Origin of the sequence: Vibrio sp. STUT-A11 (assembly GCF_026000435.1) — a bacterium.
GTDB lineage: Bacteria > Pseudomonadota > Gammaproteobacteria > Enterobacterales > Vibrionaceae > Vibrio.
In genome coordinates this window covers 656,732-673,457 of record NZ_AP026763.1, presented here as the reverse complement: position 1 = coordinate 673,457, position 16,726 = coordinate 656,732, and the positions used below count along the sequence as shown (strand labels likewise).

Sequence of the window (16,726 nt, the reverse complement as noted above, 5' to 3'; positions counted from 1 at the left end):
AATGAGAAATGAAAGTATGTTAAAACAAAAAGCAGCCAGAGGTTTTCCACTGACTGCTTTCTAAGTTGTATCTTGTCTTGGTACTTATAACTCGTCGAACTCAGGCGAATAATCAATGCGACCAGAACGCCCCGCACATTGACCTTCAACGATTTCAGCAATACGGAATGCACCTTGAGGTACTTCCCATGCACATTCAAATCCTAAGTCATCACAAGATCTAAAGCCCTGACGAGCGTAGTAATCTGGCGAGCCGAGCACAACACAAACCGGATAACCAAAATCGCGTAAAGAGTCGAAGCCTTCTTTAATCAATTCAGCTCCAATGCCTTGGCGTCGATAGTCTTCGTGTACCGCTAATGGCGCCAGTCCTTGCCATGACAGATCTTCACTATTTAAGGTAACTGGGCTAAATAAAGCATGACCAATCACTTCCCCTTCATCCGTACACGCCACCAATGACAAAGTCAGCTTGCCATTTTCACGTAAACGCATCACTAAATTAGCCTCCGCGTCAGTTGGAAAAGCGTGTTTCAATAAGCGGTCAATGGTAAGAATGTCCGCAGGGGCTTCAGTTCGAATAAGCATTCGCTACTCCGGGTTGTTGTGCAGGCTGCTGAACCCCTTTTTGGACAAAGTCTGCCAATTGGTTCAGAGCGACTTGCATGGCTTTTGGTAACTGCTCTAAGTCCACACTGTCCATTAAGTTTTTCACTTCTAAGCCAAGCTCAGTGTCTCCTTCAATCGAAAGACGACGTTGGAAGAACAGCGTGTCAGGGTCTTCTTTACGACCCGCAATTAATACTAGGTCGTTTAGATTACCACTAAAACTCACATCTTCCTGAACTGGTTTTTCAGCAACAAGCAAGTTTTCATCTTGATAGCTGATGTACCAGGCTAAGTTCAAGTCTTTAATCGCAACTTTTAACCACTTATCTTGCAGGAACTCAAAATCGCCATCTTCCAGCGCCTCTTTGAATACCATGTTCAGACCTTCAAGTAAGGCCTTTTTCTGCACCGCTTGCGGTAATAACTGGACTGGAGAGCGCAAGATATTGGCTGCGTTTTTGACTAGTTGACTGCGAATCTTGTTTAACACGTTCATTATCCGTTACTTTATCATCAGGGCAACCATCTTACGTAATAGTGTGAATCTGATACCTGTTATGCATCAATAAACAGTTTGTTTTCATTTGCCCTTAAATGCTTCATTTTTTGACCTTACGTGTATTATTGATGTGAACAATGAGATAAACGCTTTAATAACTCTATTTTCAAAGTTATAGTGACCGGCCGTATTTTGGTGATTGTTAGCAACGCAATTCAAACAAGTCAATGACTTAACAAGTTGTGGTAGACTCATGCATTGAACTTCACCGGCGCGAACTTTCTCAACTAGTACGTTTAAAGCGGATGAATAATCTGGCTCATCGGAGATCGGTAACAACCTAATGCCTTCCCAGCAATTACAACATTGGTTTGCCACGCTAACCTCAAATAGCCCTTTCTTTTTCGCCATCCTTGATAAGAAACATAATTATCGAATGGTGAATGAGCGCTATTGTGATATCGCCGGATTGAGTAATGAAGAGCTCATAGGACTCAACGACGTTCATGTTTTAGGAGAGCAGTTCTACAAAAAACTCGCCCCTTATTATCAACGTGCGTTCGATGGTTCACATGTAGAAGCAGAGATTACTCTGGATGAAACCGACCTAGAGTCCAGCCTTCATTTTAGTTTGTCACCCGTTTATGAAGACAGTGATATCCGGTTTGTGGTTTTTCATGCTGTCGATACCTCAGAGAAACAAATCCTTGCTCGCTCACTAGAAGAGTCAGAAAGCAAGTTTGCCAAATTAACCCAACTTTTACCCGATGGTTTATTGCTTATCGAAGAAGATGTCATCATTTCGGCAAACCCGGCTTCGGCTAGATTACTCGGGATAAACTCGCCTCACGATCTGCTTGGGGAAAAGCTTAGCCGCTTGTTCATTGATGAAACTACCAAAAAAGTCTTCGGTCACCCTTTAAGTACCCTGATTTCTGACAAGCCTTTTGTTTGCTTAACCAGCGCGCGATGTGGGTTTGAGCGCAAAGTACAACTTCATGCGGATTCAGCTGCCATATTGGGTAGTGCATCACAAATTATTCTGATTCAAGATGCCGACAATGCGCCAAAGCATTTATCAACGGCATCGGGCGAAGACGCAAATATTGATTCACTGACCAAATTGTACAATCGTTTTGGTTTTACTAAACGCCTGGAACAACTGCTCAAAAAGAAGACGCCACTACTGCTCTTCTATCTGGATATTGATAATTTCAAAAATATCAATGACTCACTTGGTCATCATATTGGTGACAAAGTAATTCAAGAAGTCTCAGCACGTCTAAAGCGTTTATTGCCAAGTCAGGCAATCATTGGTCACCTTGGCAGTGATGAATTCGGTATTTTGTTACCTGAGCCAGAAAATGCTCGGATGGCTGAAATCCTCTCGGATAGGATTATTTCTCTAATCAACCAACCTTTCGACTTGCATCACTTTAGTAAACGGCTTGCTTGCTCTATTGGTAGCGTTCGCTATCCAGAGGATGGCCAAGATGCCCGAATTCTGCTGCAAAACGCCGATACTGCTATGTACGAGGCGAAAGATCGGGGGCGAAACCGCCTGATCAAATTTAACGATCAGATGAATAAAGAAGCACGAATGCGTTTATGGCTGGAAATTGAGCTACAAAAAGCACTGCAGCAAAATGGTTTGGAAGTGTGGTATCAGCCAAAAGTAAACGCGCGTGATTTCAGTATCAACGGTGCGGAAGCCTTGGTACGCTGGAAACACCCTGTAGAAGGCTACATTAGCCCTGGTGCATTCATTCCCGTTGCCGAGCGAGCTGGATTGATCGAGCACCTGGGACGAGTGGTAATGCGTGATGTTTTCAATACAGTAAAACGCTGGAAGCAGCAAAGCGTTTTGCCAGGGCGCGTCGCGATTAACTTATCGCCCGAGCAGTTTGGCAACCCACAACTGATCGACTTTATGGAAAAGTTACTACGTACTACCGACCTCGACCCAAGTTGTATTACCTTTGAGCTTACAGAAAGTGCGGTAATGAGCGACAGTGAACATACACTGCAAATGCTAAACGCCATCAAAAAACTGGGGTTTGCCTTGTCTATTGATGACTTTGGAACTGGCTATTCGTCTCTCTCTTACTTAGCCCGCTTCCCCATTGATGAGCTAAAAATCGACCGCGCTTTTATTAGTGATATTGACACCCTACCTAAGCAAGTGACCGTGATCGAAAACATTATCAATTTAGGTAAATCACTCGATTTATCCGTGGTTGCGGAAGGGGTCGAAACCCATCAGCAAGCGACGTTGCTTTCAAACCTGCAATGTCATTCTATTCAGGGCTTCCACTTTTATCGACCACAGCCGAAACACGAAATTGAAGAGCTCTTTGTGCAAAACCGTCGTCACAAGAACTGACTCGTTACTCCCAAAGAGTAAATATTGAGTTTATTGAGCTAAACCTAACTTAGGTCAATTTTGCTATTCATATTTCTTCATAAAATGCGGACACCTTTTTCTCAATGATTATGAGCATATGGAACTCTTGTGTCCTGCAGGCAACCTGCCTGCATTAAAGACAGCGATTGATTGTGGTGCAGATGCCGTATACATCGGTTTTAAAGACGATACCAATGCACGTCACTTTGCTGGGTTAAACTTTCATGGCAAGAAGCTAGAGAAAGCGGTGCAATACGTTCACGACCGCGATAAAAAAATCCACGTAGCACTCAACACATTTGCCCACCCTAATGGATTTGAACGCTGGACAAATGCCGTAGACAACGCCGCCTCATTAGGTGTTGATGCTCTGATCGTCGCAGACATTGCGGTATTGGAGTATGCCGCTCGAAAATACCCAGAGTTAGAACTTCATCTCTCAGTACAAGCCTCTGCCACCAATGTCGCAGCCATTGAGTTCTATAAACAGAATTTCAACGTTAAACGTGTCGTACTGCCACGAGTGCTGTCTATTCATCAGGTTAAACAGTTGTCGCGCAATATCACCAGTGATGTAGAACTGGAGGTGTTCGCCTTTGGTAGTTTGTGCATCATGTCTGAAGGCCGTTGTTATCTGTCGTCTTACATGACTGGTGAATCACCAAACACGGTAGGCGCTTGTTCTCCGGCTAAGTACGTGCGCTGGCAAGAGACCGAGCAAGGATTGGAGTCCCGACTCAACAACATTCTGATCGATCGTTACAGTGACGGTGAAAATGCCGGTTATCCGACCTTATGTAAGGGCCGTTTTGAGGCTGAGATCGAAGGTGAAATAAAACGCTACCACGCACTGGAAGAGCCTACGAGCTTAAATACCCTTTCGATGCTTCCTGAACTTTTTGCCGCTAACGTAGCATCGGTGAAAATCGAAGGCCGTCAGCGCAGCCCAGCTTATGTGGAACAAGTGACTCGCACCTGGCGAGCGGCGATTGATCGCTACCAGGCCAACCCTGAAGCTTACCAAGTGGAAGCGGCCTGGAATGCGGCACTGGCCAATGTTTCTGAAGGCACACAAACCACTTTAGGTGCTTATCACCGTCAATGGCAATAGGGGTTAAGATGGATAATTCAATGAAATACGCACTGGGTCCATTGCTCTATTTCTGGCCCAAACAAGATGTAGAAGCCTTCTATCAGCAAGCAAAAGAGAGTACCGCGGACATCATTTATTTAGGGGAGAGTGTCTGCTCTAAACGTCGAGAGATGAAACCAGCCCATTGGTTTGAGATCGCGAAAGACCTCTCAGCAGCCGGTAAACAGGTCGTGCTCTCAACCATGGCTTTGCTAGAAGCTCCAAGTGAAGTCAACATCATGAAGAAGTACATCGATAATGGTGATTTCGCCATCGAAGCCAATGATGTTTCAGCGGTTCAGCTCGCAGCAGAGCACCGAGTGCCATTTGTCGTTGGCCCGGCAATAAATACCTACAATGCCCATACCCTGAACCTATTTCTCAAACAAGGGATGACTCGCTGGTGTATGCCCGTTGAACTGTCGCGTGATTGGTTAGGTGATACATTAGCGCAATGTGAGAGCCTTGGTATCCGCAATAAGTTTGAAGTGGAAGTGTTCAGTCATGGCTATCTGCCATTAGCCTACTCTGCGCGCTGCTTTACGGCTCGTGCAGAGAACCGTGCAAAAGACGATTGCGAGACGTGCTGCATCAAGTACCCAACAGGCATTCAAGTCAGCAGCCAGGAAGGCCAAGAAGTGTTCAACCTTAATGGTATCCAAACTCAATCTGGTTACTGCTACAACTTAATCAATGACTTACCTGGCATGCAAGGATTGGTGGATGTAGTACGACTTAGCCCACTTGGTATAAGCACCTTATCGGAATTAGAGCAATTTCGCGCTAATGAAAAAGGCGAAAATCCTCGGAAACTCGAAAGTCGTCAATGCAATGGTTACTGGCACCAATTGGCAGGTCTGGACGTGAAAAATATCTAGTTCTAGAAGTAACCAAGCGAGATTGACGCCTTAAAGCCGTTCGTTCAATCGCGAACGGCATTTACTGTGTGGGCAGCTTTAGACTAATTCTCTTGCTGTTGCTCGGCTTTCAGCTTAGCCATCCTGTCCTGCTGTAACTGTTCATAAATCTGCGCTAGCTCAATAAATGAATATCGGTGCTCTACGTAATCATAAACGTTGAAGGATATCGCCAGCTTATACAGTGAAATAGCACCAGCAACGTCACCTTCAAGTTGATGACGTTTCCCAAGGTAGAAATAAGTTTCAGTAAGTCGCTCAGCAAGGCGGTAATTTTCTCTTGTGCCATCCATGATCATTTTTAGCGCCTGCTCGTCTGAGACGTCACGCAGCATTATCGCAACCAAGACCCATCCCCATTCTTGACTGCGATCTCGTTGATAGTGCTTCTTCAGGTTTGCTTTTGCTTGTTGTTGATCCTGCTCGGATTCAATGATGTAGAGCCACAACGCACGGAATGGATCGCTTGGCATCTCTTCATAGTGCTTATTCATGTCTTCTAGAGCGAGTTCAATCCGTCCACCATAGTACAACGCGATAGCACGATTTCTTTCCGCATAGGTATTATCAGGGGCCAGTTCTAAGGTCGAATCAAAAGCCTCATAAGCCGCATCAAATTCGCCAACCTGAGTAAAATACACCCCTAGTAGATTGAAAATATCCGGTTGAGCCGGGTTCAATTGTAAAGATTGGTTGAAATCCAAACGGGCAAGATCACGTAGGCCGACACTGTCGTAGTAATTGCCGCGTTCGTAGTGCATTTTGGCACGAACTTCATCACTGAGATCAGGACGTTGTAGAAGCTGAGATAAACGCGCAATTTGAACTTCTTGCTGTACACTAGGCTGCAGAGGGACCGCCATTGGTGGGTAAACCCACTTCTGGGTCGATTGCTGAGAAGTATTTGCGCAACCGGTCAGCACGATAGCAACACATAAACTTGCGGTTTGAAACCATTTCACTAATTGATACTCCTGTTTGGACTGCTCCGAATCTGTTTCTCTTAATGCCTTATCTTTATATGCAATAGTAGAATAATTTGCCTCACCTGAGGGTAAACTCTTCGAAACAAAACAAAAAAAGGGAGCAAAAATGCTCCCCTTTTATAGCATGCTTTCAGGCCCTTAAGCTAATAAAAGACCGAAAGTCGAGTATTGGATTACTCGTCTTTAGCTGCAGGCGCTTCAGCCGCTGCTTCTTCAGCTGGCTTTTCTACTGCTTCTTTCATGCTTAGACGTACACGGCCCTGACGGTCGATTTCAAGAACTTTAACTTGAACTTCCTGACCTTCAGTTAGGTAGTCTGACACTTTCTCAACACGTTTTTCTGCGATTTGAGAAATGTGTACTAGGCCATCTTTACCTGGAAGGATAGTAACAAATGCACCAAAGTCAGCAAGACGTGCGACTTTACCCGTGTAGATACGGCCTACTTCAACTTCAGCAGTGATCTCTTCAATACGGCGGATCGCTTCTTTCGCAGCGGTACCTTCCGTTGCAGCAATCTTGATTGTGCCGTCGTCTTCGATTTCGATAGTTGTACCAGTCTCTTCAGTTAGAGCACGGATAACAGCACCACCTTTACCGATAACGTCTTTGATCTTCTCAGCACTGATCTTCATCGTATGGATACGAGGAGCAAATTCAGAGATATCATCACGAGCACCAGAGATAGCTTCATCCATTACAGATAGGATGTGCTTACGTGCGCCTTGAGCTTGGTTAAGCGCAATTTGCATGATCTCTTTAGTGATACCTTCGATCTTGATGTCCATTTGAAGTGCAGTGATACCAGATTGAGTACCTGCTACTTTAAAGTCCATGTCACCTAGGTGGTCTTCGTCACCCAGAATGTCAGAAAGAACCACGAAGTCGTCGCCTTCTTTCACAAGACCCATTGCGATACCTGCAACAGACGCTTTGATTGGCACACCCGCATCCATAAGCGCTAGAGACGTACCACATACAGAAGCCATTGAAGAAGAACCGTTAGATTCTGTGATTTCTGATACTACACGAACTGTGTATGGGAACTCATCTACAGATGGCATTACTGCAGCAATACCACGCTTAGCCAGTTTACCGTGGCCGATTTCACGACGCTTTGGAGAACCTACAAAACCAGTTTCACCTACACAGTATGGAGGGAAGTTGTAGTGTAGTAGGAAGTGATCTTTACGCTCACCTGTCAGCTCATCAATGATTTGCGCGTCACGCTGCGTACCAAGAGTTGCTGTAACGATAGCCTGAGTTTCACCACGAGTGAATAGCGCGCTACCATGAGTACGTGGAAGAATACCAGTACGTACGTCTAGCGCACGAACCATATCTTTCTCACGACCATCGATACGTGGGTTACCCGCGATGATGCTACGACGTACAACTGTCTTCTCTAGGTCATGGAAGATAGTGTGGATTTCTTTCGTGTCCGCTTCTGGATCTTCAGCAAGTAGCACTTCGTTAACTTCTGCTGCGATCGCGTGGATACGGTCGTAACGAGCCATCTTCTCAGTAATTTGGTAAGCCTCAACAAGCTTCGCTTCTGCTAGTTCAGCAATCTTGTTGTTAAGTGCTGTGTTCTCTTCAGGAGCAACCCAATCCCAAGCAGGAGTAGCAACTTCAGCTTTGAACTCGTTGATTGCGTTGATAACAACTTGTTGTTGATCGTGACCGTAAACAACCGCCGCTAGCATTTCTTCTTCAGTTAGGTTGTCAGCTTCTGACTCAACCATTAGTACCGCAGATTCTGTACCTGCAACAACAAGATCCAGACGAGATGCATCTAGCTCTGTTTGGCTTGGGTTAAGAACAAGTTGACCGTCAATGTGACCAACACGTGCTGCACCGATAGGACCGTTGAATGGGATACCAGAGATAGCTAGTGCCGCAGAAGTACCAATCATGGTTGGGATATCTGGTTGAACGTCTGGGTTTACAGACACAACCGTCGCAATAACTTGCACTTCGTTCTTGAATGAATCCGGGAATAGTGGGCGGATTGGACGGTCGATTAGACGAGCTGTTAGCGTTTCGCCTTCAGATGGACGACCTTCACGCTTGAAGAAACCACCTGGGATTTTACCTGCCGCGTAAGTACGCTCTTGGTAGTTTACTGTTAGAGGGAAGAAGTCTTGACCAGCAACGGCTTCTTTCTTACCTACAACTGAAACGAATACGGCTGTATCGTCCATTGTAACCATAACTGCTGCTGTAGCTTGACGTGCAATAACGCCAGTTTCTAGAGTAACCGTGTGGTTACCGTACTGGAACGTTTTAACAACTGGTTTTTCGAACATTGTTATTCCTTGTTTCTAAACGCGCTGACAATCAGCCGCTTAGGTGTGTTAATAAACACTCAAGGCATTACGAATCGCGACTAGTGAAAAGAAATTCAAACAAATTTCCTTTTAATAGCCGCGACCTTTTGGTCGACGAGGTTGACTGTAATGCAATGAGTTTAGTGAAAAATCTGATGTACTGTTCTATACAGTGGTCATTCACTTATCCAGAACCGTAGCAAAAGATTAAGCCGCCAGTATTATAACGGCTTAAGGATGATTTGGCTAAGCTATCGCAGTCAAAATAAGTAACGGGCAACAAAAAAGGGGCATAAAGCCCCTTTTTAGACAAACTGCTATGCAGTCGCTGATTAGCGACGTAGGCCTAGACGCTTGATTAGGTCTTGGTAGCGAGCTAGATTTTTACCTTTTAGGTAATCTAGAAGCTTACGACGACGAGAAACCATACGAAGAAGACCACGACGGCTGTGGTGATCGCCTTTGTGCGCTTTGAAGTGACCTTGTAGGTGGTTGATAGAAGCGGTAAGTAGAGCTACTTGAACTTCTGGTGAACCAGTATCGCCTTCACCTTGAGCGTATTCTGCAACGATTGCTGCTTTAGTTTCTGCATTCAGAGACATAATTCTCTCCTAATAAGAGTAAGTTAATATTTGTGCCAGCCAATCTCTGATTCAGCCGACACGAGAAGCGCGAATTATAGGGAAGTTTCTGCATTCACGCAATAAAAAATACCGGCCTTAGTGCCGGTATTTTTGGAATCCTGCAAGATTACTCTTCGTCGCGGAAAACCACCAAACGTTTTGGTGCGATTTTTCCGTCGTTATTCATCTCACCAACGCCGATAAATAAGCGTTCTTCTCCCATAGTAAGGCGAAGAGAGCCTTCTGTAGGCGCGCCACTTACCTGAACTGGCTGGCCATGTTGAACCATATCTGCTAGCTCTGGAATCAGGTTTACTTCTGGTAAGTCTTCTACTGCTGTGTCCATAGGCATAAGTAGCGGATCGAGAAGTTCACGAGGCGCGACCTCTTGACGGTGTGCTTGCTCAAGTAACTCATTAAGTTGCTCAAGCGTCACCATCTTCTCATATGGGTACTTAGCAACACCAGTACGACGCAGCATGGTGACATGAGCACCACAGCCTAGCATTTCCCCAAGGTCATCGACGATAGTACGGATGTAAGTACCTTTTGAGCAGTGTACTTCCATCTCGACTTCATCCCCTTCAAAACGATGAAGAATGATTTCGTAAACCGTAATCTTACGCGACTCACGAGGTACTTCTATGCCCTTACGAGCATACTCGTACAGCGGTTTACCTTGGTATTTCAACGCTGAAAACATTGAAGGCACTTGATCCGATTCACCACGGAATTTGTCAATGCACGCTTCAAGCTTGGCAAGATCCACATCAACCGGACGAGTTTCTACCACTTCACCATCAGAATCTGATGTGTTGGTACGCTCACCCAGTTTCGCAATCACACGGTAGCGTTTGTCTGAATCCAATAGGAACTGAGAAAACTTTGTTGCCTCTCCCAAACAGATCGGCAACATGCCCGTCGCTAGAGGATCCAATGCACCCGTATGACCCGCTTTTTCAGCGAAGTAAATGCGCTTAACTTTTTGCAACGCATCATTAGATGAGATACCTGTCGGTTTATCTAACAGGATAACGCCATTGATTGGACGACCTTTACGACGACGAGCCATTATTCTTCGTCCTCACGACCAGAATCTTTTTGCTTCTGCTTGTCTGCACTCACCACTTCAGACACAAGGTTAGACATGCGCATACCTTCAACAAGAGTATTGTCGTAGTGGAAACGAATTTCTGGAGTAAGACGCAGACGAATACGCTTACCTAGCATCATGCGAATATGCACTTCATGCTCACGTAGCGCAGCCAGACATGATTCAGGTGTTTGCTCACCAACACATAGGAAAGTAACAAATACTTTTGCGTAGGCAAGATCACGCGATACTTCAACATCTGAGATAGTAACCATACCCAGACGTGAGTCACGAACTTCACGTTGAAGGATCATGGCAAGTTCTTTTTGCAGCTGTTGTGAAACGCGCTGCGTGCGGCTAAATTCTTTTGACATATCTTTTCTCTTATATAGAAAGAATGGGGGGTTGGTCTAAGCCAGCCCCCCATGGTGTATTCAACAACCAATTACTACTTATCTATCAAAGATAATACGAGTAATCTTAGTCAATTAGTCTAGAGTACGTTTGATTTCAACGATTTCGAATACTTCGATTTGGTCGCCAACGCGAACATCGTTGTAGTTCTTAACGCCGATACCACACTCGTAGCCATTCTTAACTTCTTGAACGTCATCTTTAAAGCGACGTAGTGACTCTAGTTCACCTTCGTAGATAACAACGTTATCACGCAGTACGCGGATTGGGTTGTTACGCTTAATAAGACCTTCAGTAACCATACAGCCGGCAATTGCGCCCAGTTTCGGTGACTTAAACACGTCACGAACTTCAGCAAGACCAATGATCTCTTGCTTGAATTCTGGAGCAAGCATACCGCCCATCGCCTGTTTCACTTCGTCAATCAATTGGTAAATGATTGAGTAGTAACGTAGGTCAACCGCTGCTGCTTCAACGGCACGACGAGCTGATGCATCCGCACGTACGTTAAAGCCAAGAATGATTGCGTTTGAAGCTTCTGCTAGTACTACGTCAGTTTCCGTAATACCACCAACACCAGAACCAACGATGTTCACTTTAACTTCGTCAGTTGACAGTTTCACTAGTGAGTCTGCGATAGCTTCCACAGAACCTTGTACGTCAGCCTTAAGAACCACGTTCAGTTCAGCAACTTCACCAGCAGTCATGTTAGAGAACATGTTCTCTAGTTTAGATTTCTGCTGACGAGCCAGTTTCACTTCACGGAACTTACCAGCACGGTAGTTAGCAACTTCACGTGCTTTACGCTCGTCACGTACCACTGTTGCTTCGTCACCTGAAGCAGGTACACCAGAAAGACCTAGGATCTCTACAGGGATTGACGGACCAGCTTCTGTGATTTCCTGACCTAGTTCATCGCGCATTGCACGAACACGGCCGTATTCTTGACCACAAAGAACGATATCGCCTTTGTTTAGCGTACCAGCCTGAACAAGTACTGTTGCTACTGGACCACGACCTTTATCTAGACGAGATTCTACCACTACGCCTGACGCCATGCCTTCAGCAACAGCTGTAAGTTCTAGAACTTCAGATTGCAGAAGGATTGACTCTAGAAGCGCGTCAATGTTAGTTCCTTGTTTCGCAGAGATGTGAACGAAAATGTTCTCACCGCCCCACTCTTCAGGAATAACATCGTACTGTGCCAGTTCGTTCTTAACGTTGTCTGGGTTAGCACCTTCTTTGTCGATCTTGTTCACTGCTACGATCAAAGGAACACCTGCCGCTTTCGCGTGCTGGATAGCTTCAACCGTTTGAGGCATTACACCATCATCTGCAGCTACAACTAGAACAACGATATCTGTCGCTTGAGCACCACGTGCACGCATAGCAGTAAACGCCGCGTGTCCAGGAGTATCAAGGAAAGTGATCATGCCGTTTTCAGTTTCAACGTGGTATGCACCGATGTGCTGTGTAATACCACCCGCTTCGCCTGAAGCAACGTGCGTACGACGGATGTAATCCAGTGTTGATGTTTTACCGTGATCAACGTGACCCATGATAGTAACAACTGGTGCACGAGGAACCGATTCTGCATTCGTGTCACGATCAGACAGTACTGCTTCTTCCAGTTCGTTCTCTTTGCGAAGAACAACCTTGTGGCCCATTTCTTCAGCAACAAGTTGTGCTGTTTCTTGATCGATAACCTGGTTGATAGTCGCCATTGCGCCCATCTTCATCATCACTTTGATAACTTCTGTCGCTTTAACCGACATCTTGTTAGCAAGTTCAGATAGAACGATTGTCTCGCCGATCACAACGTCTTGTTTAGCAACGGTTGCTGACTTATCGAAGCCGTGTTGCATTGAAGTTGGCTTAGCTAGCTTGCCCTTACGGCCGCCTTTACCACCACGTTGGCTACGGTTACGGCTACCGTTACGTGCCTGATCATCTTTGTTAGAAGGTTTCTTCTTCTTACGACGACCACCTTCTACTTTGCGATCTGCTTCATCTTCGGCTTCACGTGCGTATTGTGAAGTCGTTACATGGTAATCTGTATCTTCCATATCACCCTTTTTCTCTTCTGCAGCAGACCAACGCTCTTTATTCTTTTCAGCCAATTCGCGAGCTTCTTCAAGCTTGCGCTGACTTTCCTCTTCAGCCTTACGCTTAGCTTCTTCTTCCTGACGGCGTTTAAGCTCGTCGGCCTCTTTTCGCGCTGCTTCTTGCTTAATTTTGTCTTCAGCATCACGTTTCGCTTTTTCGTCAGCTTCACGTTGTGCATTCGTATCAACGTCTCGTTTCGCCTTTTCTTCAGCTTCACGTTTCGCTTTTTCTTCAGCTTCACGTTTTGCTGCTTCTTCTGCTTCACGTTTTGCAGCTTCTTCAGCTTCACGCTTTGCGGCTTCTTCAGCTGCGCGTTTTGCTGCTTCTTCTGCTTCACGTTTTGCTGCTTCTTCAGCTTCACGTTTCGCTTCATCTTCAATTGTGCTGCGCTTCACGTATGTACGTTTTTTGCGCACCTCAACCTGAACATTCTTACTCTTACCACCACCCGCGTTTACACTAAGTGTACTACGAGTTTTACGCTGTAGCGTAAGGCGTGTCGGCTCTGAATCGCCAGATTTATCACCGTGTTCTTTTTTCAGATGAGAGAGAAGCTGCTGCTTCTCTTCATCAGTAACATTGTCAGAGCTCGCCTTTTTAATGCCAGCGTCAGCAAGTTGTTCAATCAAGCGGTCGACTGGCGTACCAATCTCATCACTCAGTGCTTTAACTGTTAATTGTGTCATGCCGCTTCCTCCTTGCTGAATTATGCTTCTTCGCCGAACCAACAGATGTTACGTGCTGCCATAATTAGCTCACCTGCACGCTCTTCGGTCAGGCCTTCAATACCTTCTAAATCGTCAATGCCTTGGTCAGCAAGATCTTCCAGTGTCGCTACACCTTTTGCTGCCAATTTGAATGCCATCTCACGCTCAAGACCTTCAAGTGCTAGCAGATCTTCTGCTGGCTCAAGGCCTTCGAAAGATTCTTCTTGAGCCAGTGCAATCGTTGTTAGAGCATCTTTCGCACGACCACGAAGTTCTTCGATTAGCTCTTCATTCAGGCCATCGATTTCAAGCAGTTCGTTGACTGGAACGTAGGCAACTTCTTCTAATGTTGAGAAACCTTCTTCAACAAGTAGTTGTGCGAAGTCCTCTTCGATATCAAGGTACTTCATGAAGTTTTCAATCGACGCTTGTGACTCTTCAGCGTGTTTCTTCTGCAGATCAGCCACTGTCATTACGTTCAGTTCCCAACCTGTTAGTTGAGAGGCTAGGCGAACGTTTTGGCCGTTACGACCGATAGCTTGCGCTAGGTTATCGGCTTCAACAGCGATGTCCATTGCGTGCGCGTCTTCATCAACGATGATAGAAGCAACGTCGGCTGGAGCCATTGCGTTGATAACGAACTGAGCTGGGTTATCGTCCCAAAGTACGATATCGATACGCTCACCACCAAGCTCGCCAGAAACCGCTTGTACACGTGCACCACGCATACCAACACACGCACCAACAGGGTCAATACGCTTGTCGTTAGTCTTAACTGCGATCTTCGCACGAGAACCAGGATCACGTGCTGCGCCTTTAAGTTCGATGATGTCTTCAGCGATTTCAGGTACTTCAACACGGAACAGTTCTGCCAACATTTCTGGCTTAGAACGAGTGATGAACAGTTGGAAACCACGCGCTTCTGGAGCCACTTTGTACAGAAGACCACGAACACGGTCACCCGGACGGAAGTTTTCACGAGGAAGTTGGTCATCACGTAGGATTACCGCTTCTGCGTTATTACCTAGGTCAAGTACGATTGTTTCGCGGTTTACTTTCTTAACAACACCAGTGATGAGATCACCTTCGTTGTCGATGAACTGCTCGACGATTTGTGCACGCTCAGCTTCACGTACTTTTTGTACGATCACTTGCTTAGCCGTTTGAGTCGTAATACGGTCAAACGTCACTGATTGGATTTCGTCTTCTACGTAGTCGCCTAGCTCAACTGAATCGTCTTCATACTGTGCAGCTTCTAGAGAGATCTCTTTAGTTGGGTTTTCAACATCGTCTACTACCAACCAGCGACGGTAAGTCACGAATTCACCCGTTTTACGGTCAATAGCAACACGTACGTCGATTTCGATTTCGTATTTTTTCTTTGTAGAAGTTGCTAGAGCAATCTCAAGAGCTTCAAAGATACGCTCACGAGGTACCGCCTTTTCGTTCGATACCGCTTCTGCTACCGCTAAAATTTCTTTACTCATTGTATTTAGCCTCTAAGCTTAAACTTTTTTAGGGAACTAAAATTTAGGGATCAGGTTAGCTTTTGAAATATTACTTAAAGCAAACTCTTCTTGCTGGCCATCAACAGTAACTGTCACTGTTTCGCCATCAACGCCATGGATAATACCTTTCCACTTGCGACGGTTTGCTACAGCCATTTTCAAAACGATGCTGACCTCGTGACCAATAAATTGCTCGTAATGTGCTGCTTTGAAAAGCGGTCTTTCTAAACCTGGAGAAGACACTTCTAGGCTGTAAGCAACCGAAATTGGATCTTCAACGTCTAATACCGCACTTACTTGGTGACTAACTTCTGCACAGTCGTCCACGTTAATGCCATTTTCATGGTCAATATAGATGCGTAGCGTTGAGTGCGCGCCTGCTCGAATGAATTCTAATCCAACCAACTCATAGCCCGACGCCTCAACAGGAGCTTCAAGCATTTCAGTAAGTTGTCTTTCTAAACCAGTCATTTAAACCACTCCAGAAACAAAAAAAGGGCTCAGAGCCCAATCAAAAAACCAAGCAGCAATCTGAGATATTTAAAAAACTCAGATAACAAAAAACCCCGATAGTCGGGGTTTTATGCTGCTGGACCCTGATACGTTAAGAACAGATAAGAAAGCTATTCTTAACTCGTAGTGTGGTTAGTACTACGCAAACTTGCCAAATCTCGATTTCTTATTCAAAGAAAGAGATTGGTTGCGGGGGCCGGATTTGAACCGACGACCTTCGGGTTATGAGCCCGACGAGCTACCAAGCTGCTCCACCCCGCGTCCGACTTGCTGAGCATTATACTCGCAAACAAGTGATTTACAAGTTTGTAAATACATGGTGCCGAGAGAGGGACTCGAACCCTCACACCAAAGGCACTAGCACCTCATGCTAGCGTGTCTACCAATTTCACCATCTCGGCATCAAAACCTTGCAGCTTATTGAGGAATTTCATCACCAGTAGGTGCTGGAACTTCACTCGCTGCGTCCTTAACTTGTTCAACAACTGGTTGACCTAACGTTGGGTCTACCCATTGAGACTCAGTCTTGTGCGTAGACATACGACCAAGTAGCAAGCTAATGACAAAAAATACGGTTGCTAAAATAGCAGTTGTTCGGGTTAAGAAATTACCTGAGCCGCTAGCACCAAACACTGTGTTTGAAGCACCAGCACCGAACGAGGCTCCCATATCTGCGCCTTTACCTTGTTGAATCAACACAAGGCCAATCACACCAAGCGCCGCCAACAGGTAAATCACAAGTAGAACTGTAAACATTTTTTCCACCTATGTTCCAAATTGTTGAGCCAGCGCCGCCCAAAAATAATCAATCTTATTAAATGAACAAGGCTAGCGACCTCCTAACGGGAGGCGGTGCAATACTAGCGAAAGCCATTAACGCTGACA

At 45.5% G+C, this 16,726-nt stretch carries 14 protein-coding genes and 2 tRNA genes; 3 read left to right on the top strand and 13 right to left on the bottom strand.

The window, feature by feature from the left end:
* Positions 1-84: 84 nt before the first annotated feature.
* Together OO774_RS03170 and OO774_RS03165 are read right to left on the bottom strand one after the other, a co-directional pair.
* Positions 85-588 carry an N-acetyltransferase gene (locus OO774_RS03170; RefSeq protein WP_264904634.1) on the bottom strand — a complete coding sequence of 168 codons (504 nt, stop codon included), beginning with the start codon at positions 586-588 and terminating at the stop codon, positions 85-87.
* Positions 572-1,099: an SCP2 domain-containing protein gene (locus OO774_RS03165; protein ID WP_264906053.1), complete on the bottom strand. Its 528-nt coding sequence runs from the start codon at positions 1,097-1,099 to the stop codon at positions 572-574. The genes OO774_RS03170 and OO774_RS03165 overlap by 17 nt, the downstream gene beginning before the upstream one ends.
* Before the next feature lie 352 nt (positions 1,100-1,451).
* Between OO774_RS03165 and OO774_RS03160 the strand changes: the two genes are divergently transcribed.
* The 3 genes from OO774_RS03160 to OO774_RS03150 all read left to right on the top strand — a co-directional run bounded on the left by OO774_RS03160 (position 1,452) and on the right by OO774_RS03150 (position 5,522).
* Positions 1,452-3,491: a bifunctional diguanylate cyclase/phosphodiesterase gene (locus OO774_RS03160; protein ID WP_264904632.1), complete on the top strand. Its 2,040-nt coding sequence runs from the start codon at positions 1,452-1,454 to the stop codon at positions 3,489-3,491.
* A gap of 118 nt (positions 3,492-3,609) precedes the next feature.
* On the top strand, positions 3,610-4,623 hold the full coding sequence (locus OO774_RS03155) for a peptidase U32 family protein (protein ID WP_264904631.1): 1,014 nt from the start codon (positions 3,610-3,612) through the stop codon (positions 4,621-4,623).
* 20 nt (positions 4,624-4,643) lie between these two features.
* Positions 4,644-5,522 (top strand): U32 family peptidase, encoded by an 879-nt coding sequence (locus tag OO774_RS03150; protein ID WP_264906052.1) that lies wholly within the window; start codon positions 4,644-4,646, stop codon positions 5,520-5,522.
* An 83-nt stretch (positions 5,523-5,605) separates the two neighbouring features.
* Here OO774_RS03150 and nlpI read toward each other — a convergent pair whose 3' ends face one another.
* From nlpI to secG, 11 genes are all read right to left on the bottom strand, one after another.
* On the bottom strand, positions 5,606-6,523 hold the full coding sequence (gene nlpI / locus OO774_RS03145) for a lipoprotein NlpI (RefSeq protein ID WP_264904629.1): 918 nt from the start codon (positions 6,521-6,523) through the stop codon (positions 5,606-5,608).
* Positions 6,524-6,720: 197 nt separating this feature from the next.
* On the bottom strand, positions 6,721-8,856 hold the full coding sequence (gene pnp / locus OO774_RS03140) for a polyribonucleotide nucleotidyltransferase (protein WP_264904627.1): 2,136 nt from the start codon (positions 8,854-8,856) through the stop codon (positions 6,721-6,723).
* A 353-nt stretch (positions 8,857-9,209) separates the two neighbouring features.
* Complete coding sequence (gene rpsO / locus OO774_RS03135; RefSeq protein WP_005380094.1) at positions 9,210-9,479, bottom strand: 30S ribosomal protein S15; 270 nt, start codon at positions 9,477-9,479, stop codon at positions 9,210-9,212.
* A gap of 148 nt (positions 9,480-9,627) precedes the next feature.
* Positions 9,628-10,572: a tRNA pseudouridine(55) synthase TruB gene (gene truB / locus OO774_RS03130; RefSeq protein ID WP_264904617.1), complete on the bottom strand. Its 945-nt coding sequence runs from the start codon at positions 10,570-10,572 to the stop codon at positions 9,628-9,630.
* Positions 10,572-10,967 carry a 30S ribosome-binding factor RbfA gene (gene rbfA, locus OO774_RS03125; RefSeq protein WP_014232884.1) on the bottom strand — a complete coding sequence of 132 codons (396 nt, stop codon included), beginning with the start codon at positions 10,965-10,967 and terminating at the stop codon, positions 10,572-10,574. The genes truB and rbfA overlap by 1 nt, the downstream gene beginning before the upstream one ends.
* Positions 10,968-11,081: 114 nt before the next feature.
* Positions 11,082-13,799, bottom strand: coding sequence for a translation initiation factor IF-2 (infB, locus tag OO774_RS03120; protein WP_264904614.1), 2,718 nt, complete (start codon positions 13,797-13,799; stop codon positions 11,082-11,084).
* Positions 13,800-13,819: 20 nt separating this feature from the next.
* Positions 13,820-15,307, bottom strand: coding sequence for a transcription termination factor NusA (gene nusA / locus OO774_RS03115; protein WP_264904612.1), 1,488 nt, complete (start codon positions 15,305-15,307; stop codon positions 13,820-13,822).
* A 36-nt stretch (positions 15,308-15,343) separates the two neighbouring features.
* Positions 15,344-15,799 (bottom strand): ribosome maturation factor RimP, encoded by a 456-nt coding sequence (rimP, locus tag OO774_RS03110; RefSeq protein ID WP_264904610.1) that lies wholly within the window; start codon positions 15,797-15,799, stop codon positions 15,344-15,346.
* A gap of 226 nt (positions 15,800-16,025) precedes the next feature.
* Positions 16,026-16,102: transfer RNA gene (locus tag OO774_RS03105), tRNA-Met, on the bottom strand.
* A gap of 56 nt (positions 16,103-16,158) precedes the next feature.
* Positions 16,159-16,242: transfer RNA gene (locus OO774_RS03100), tRNA-Leu, on the bottom strand.
* A gap of 16 nt (positions 16,243-16,258) precedes the next feature.
* A complete protein-coding gene (gene secG, locus OO774_RS03095; protein WP_264904609.1) occupies positions 16,259-16,597 on the bottom strand; it encodes a preprotein translocase subunit SecG in 339 nt (112 codons plus the stop codon).
* Positions 16,598-16,726 lie beyond the last annotated feature (129 nt).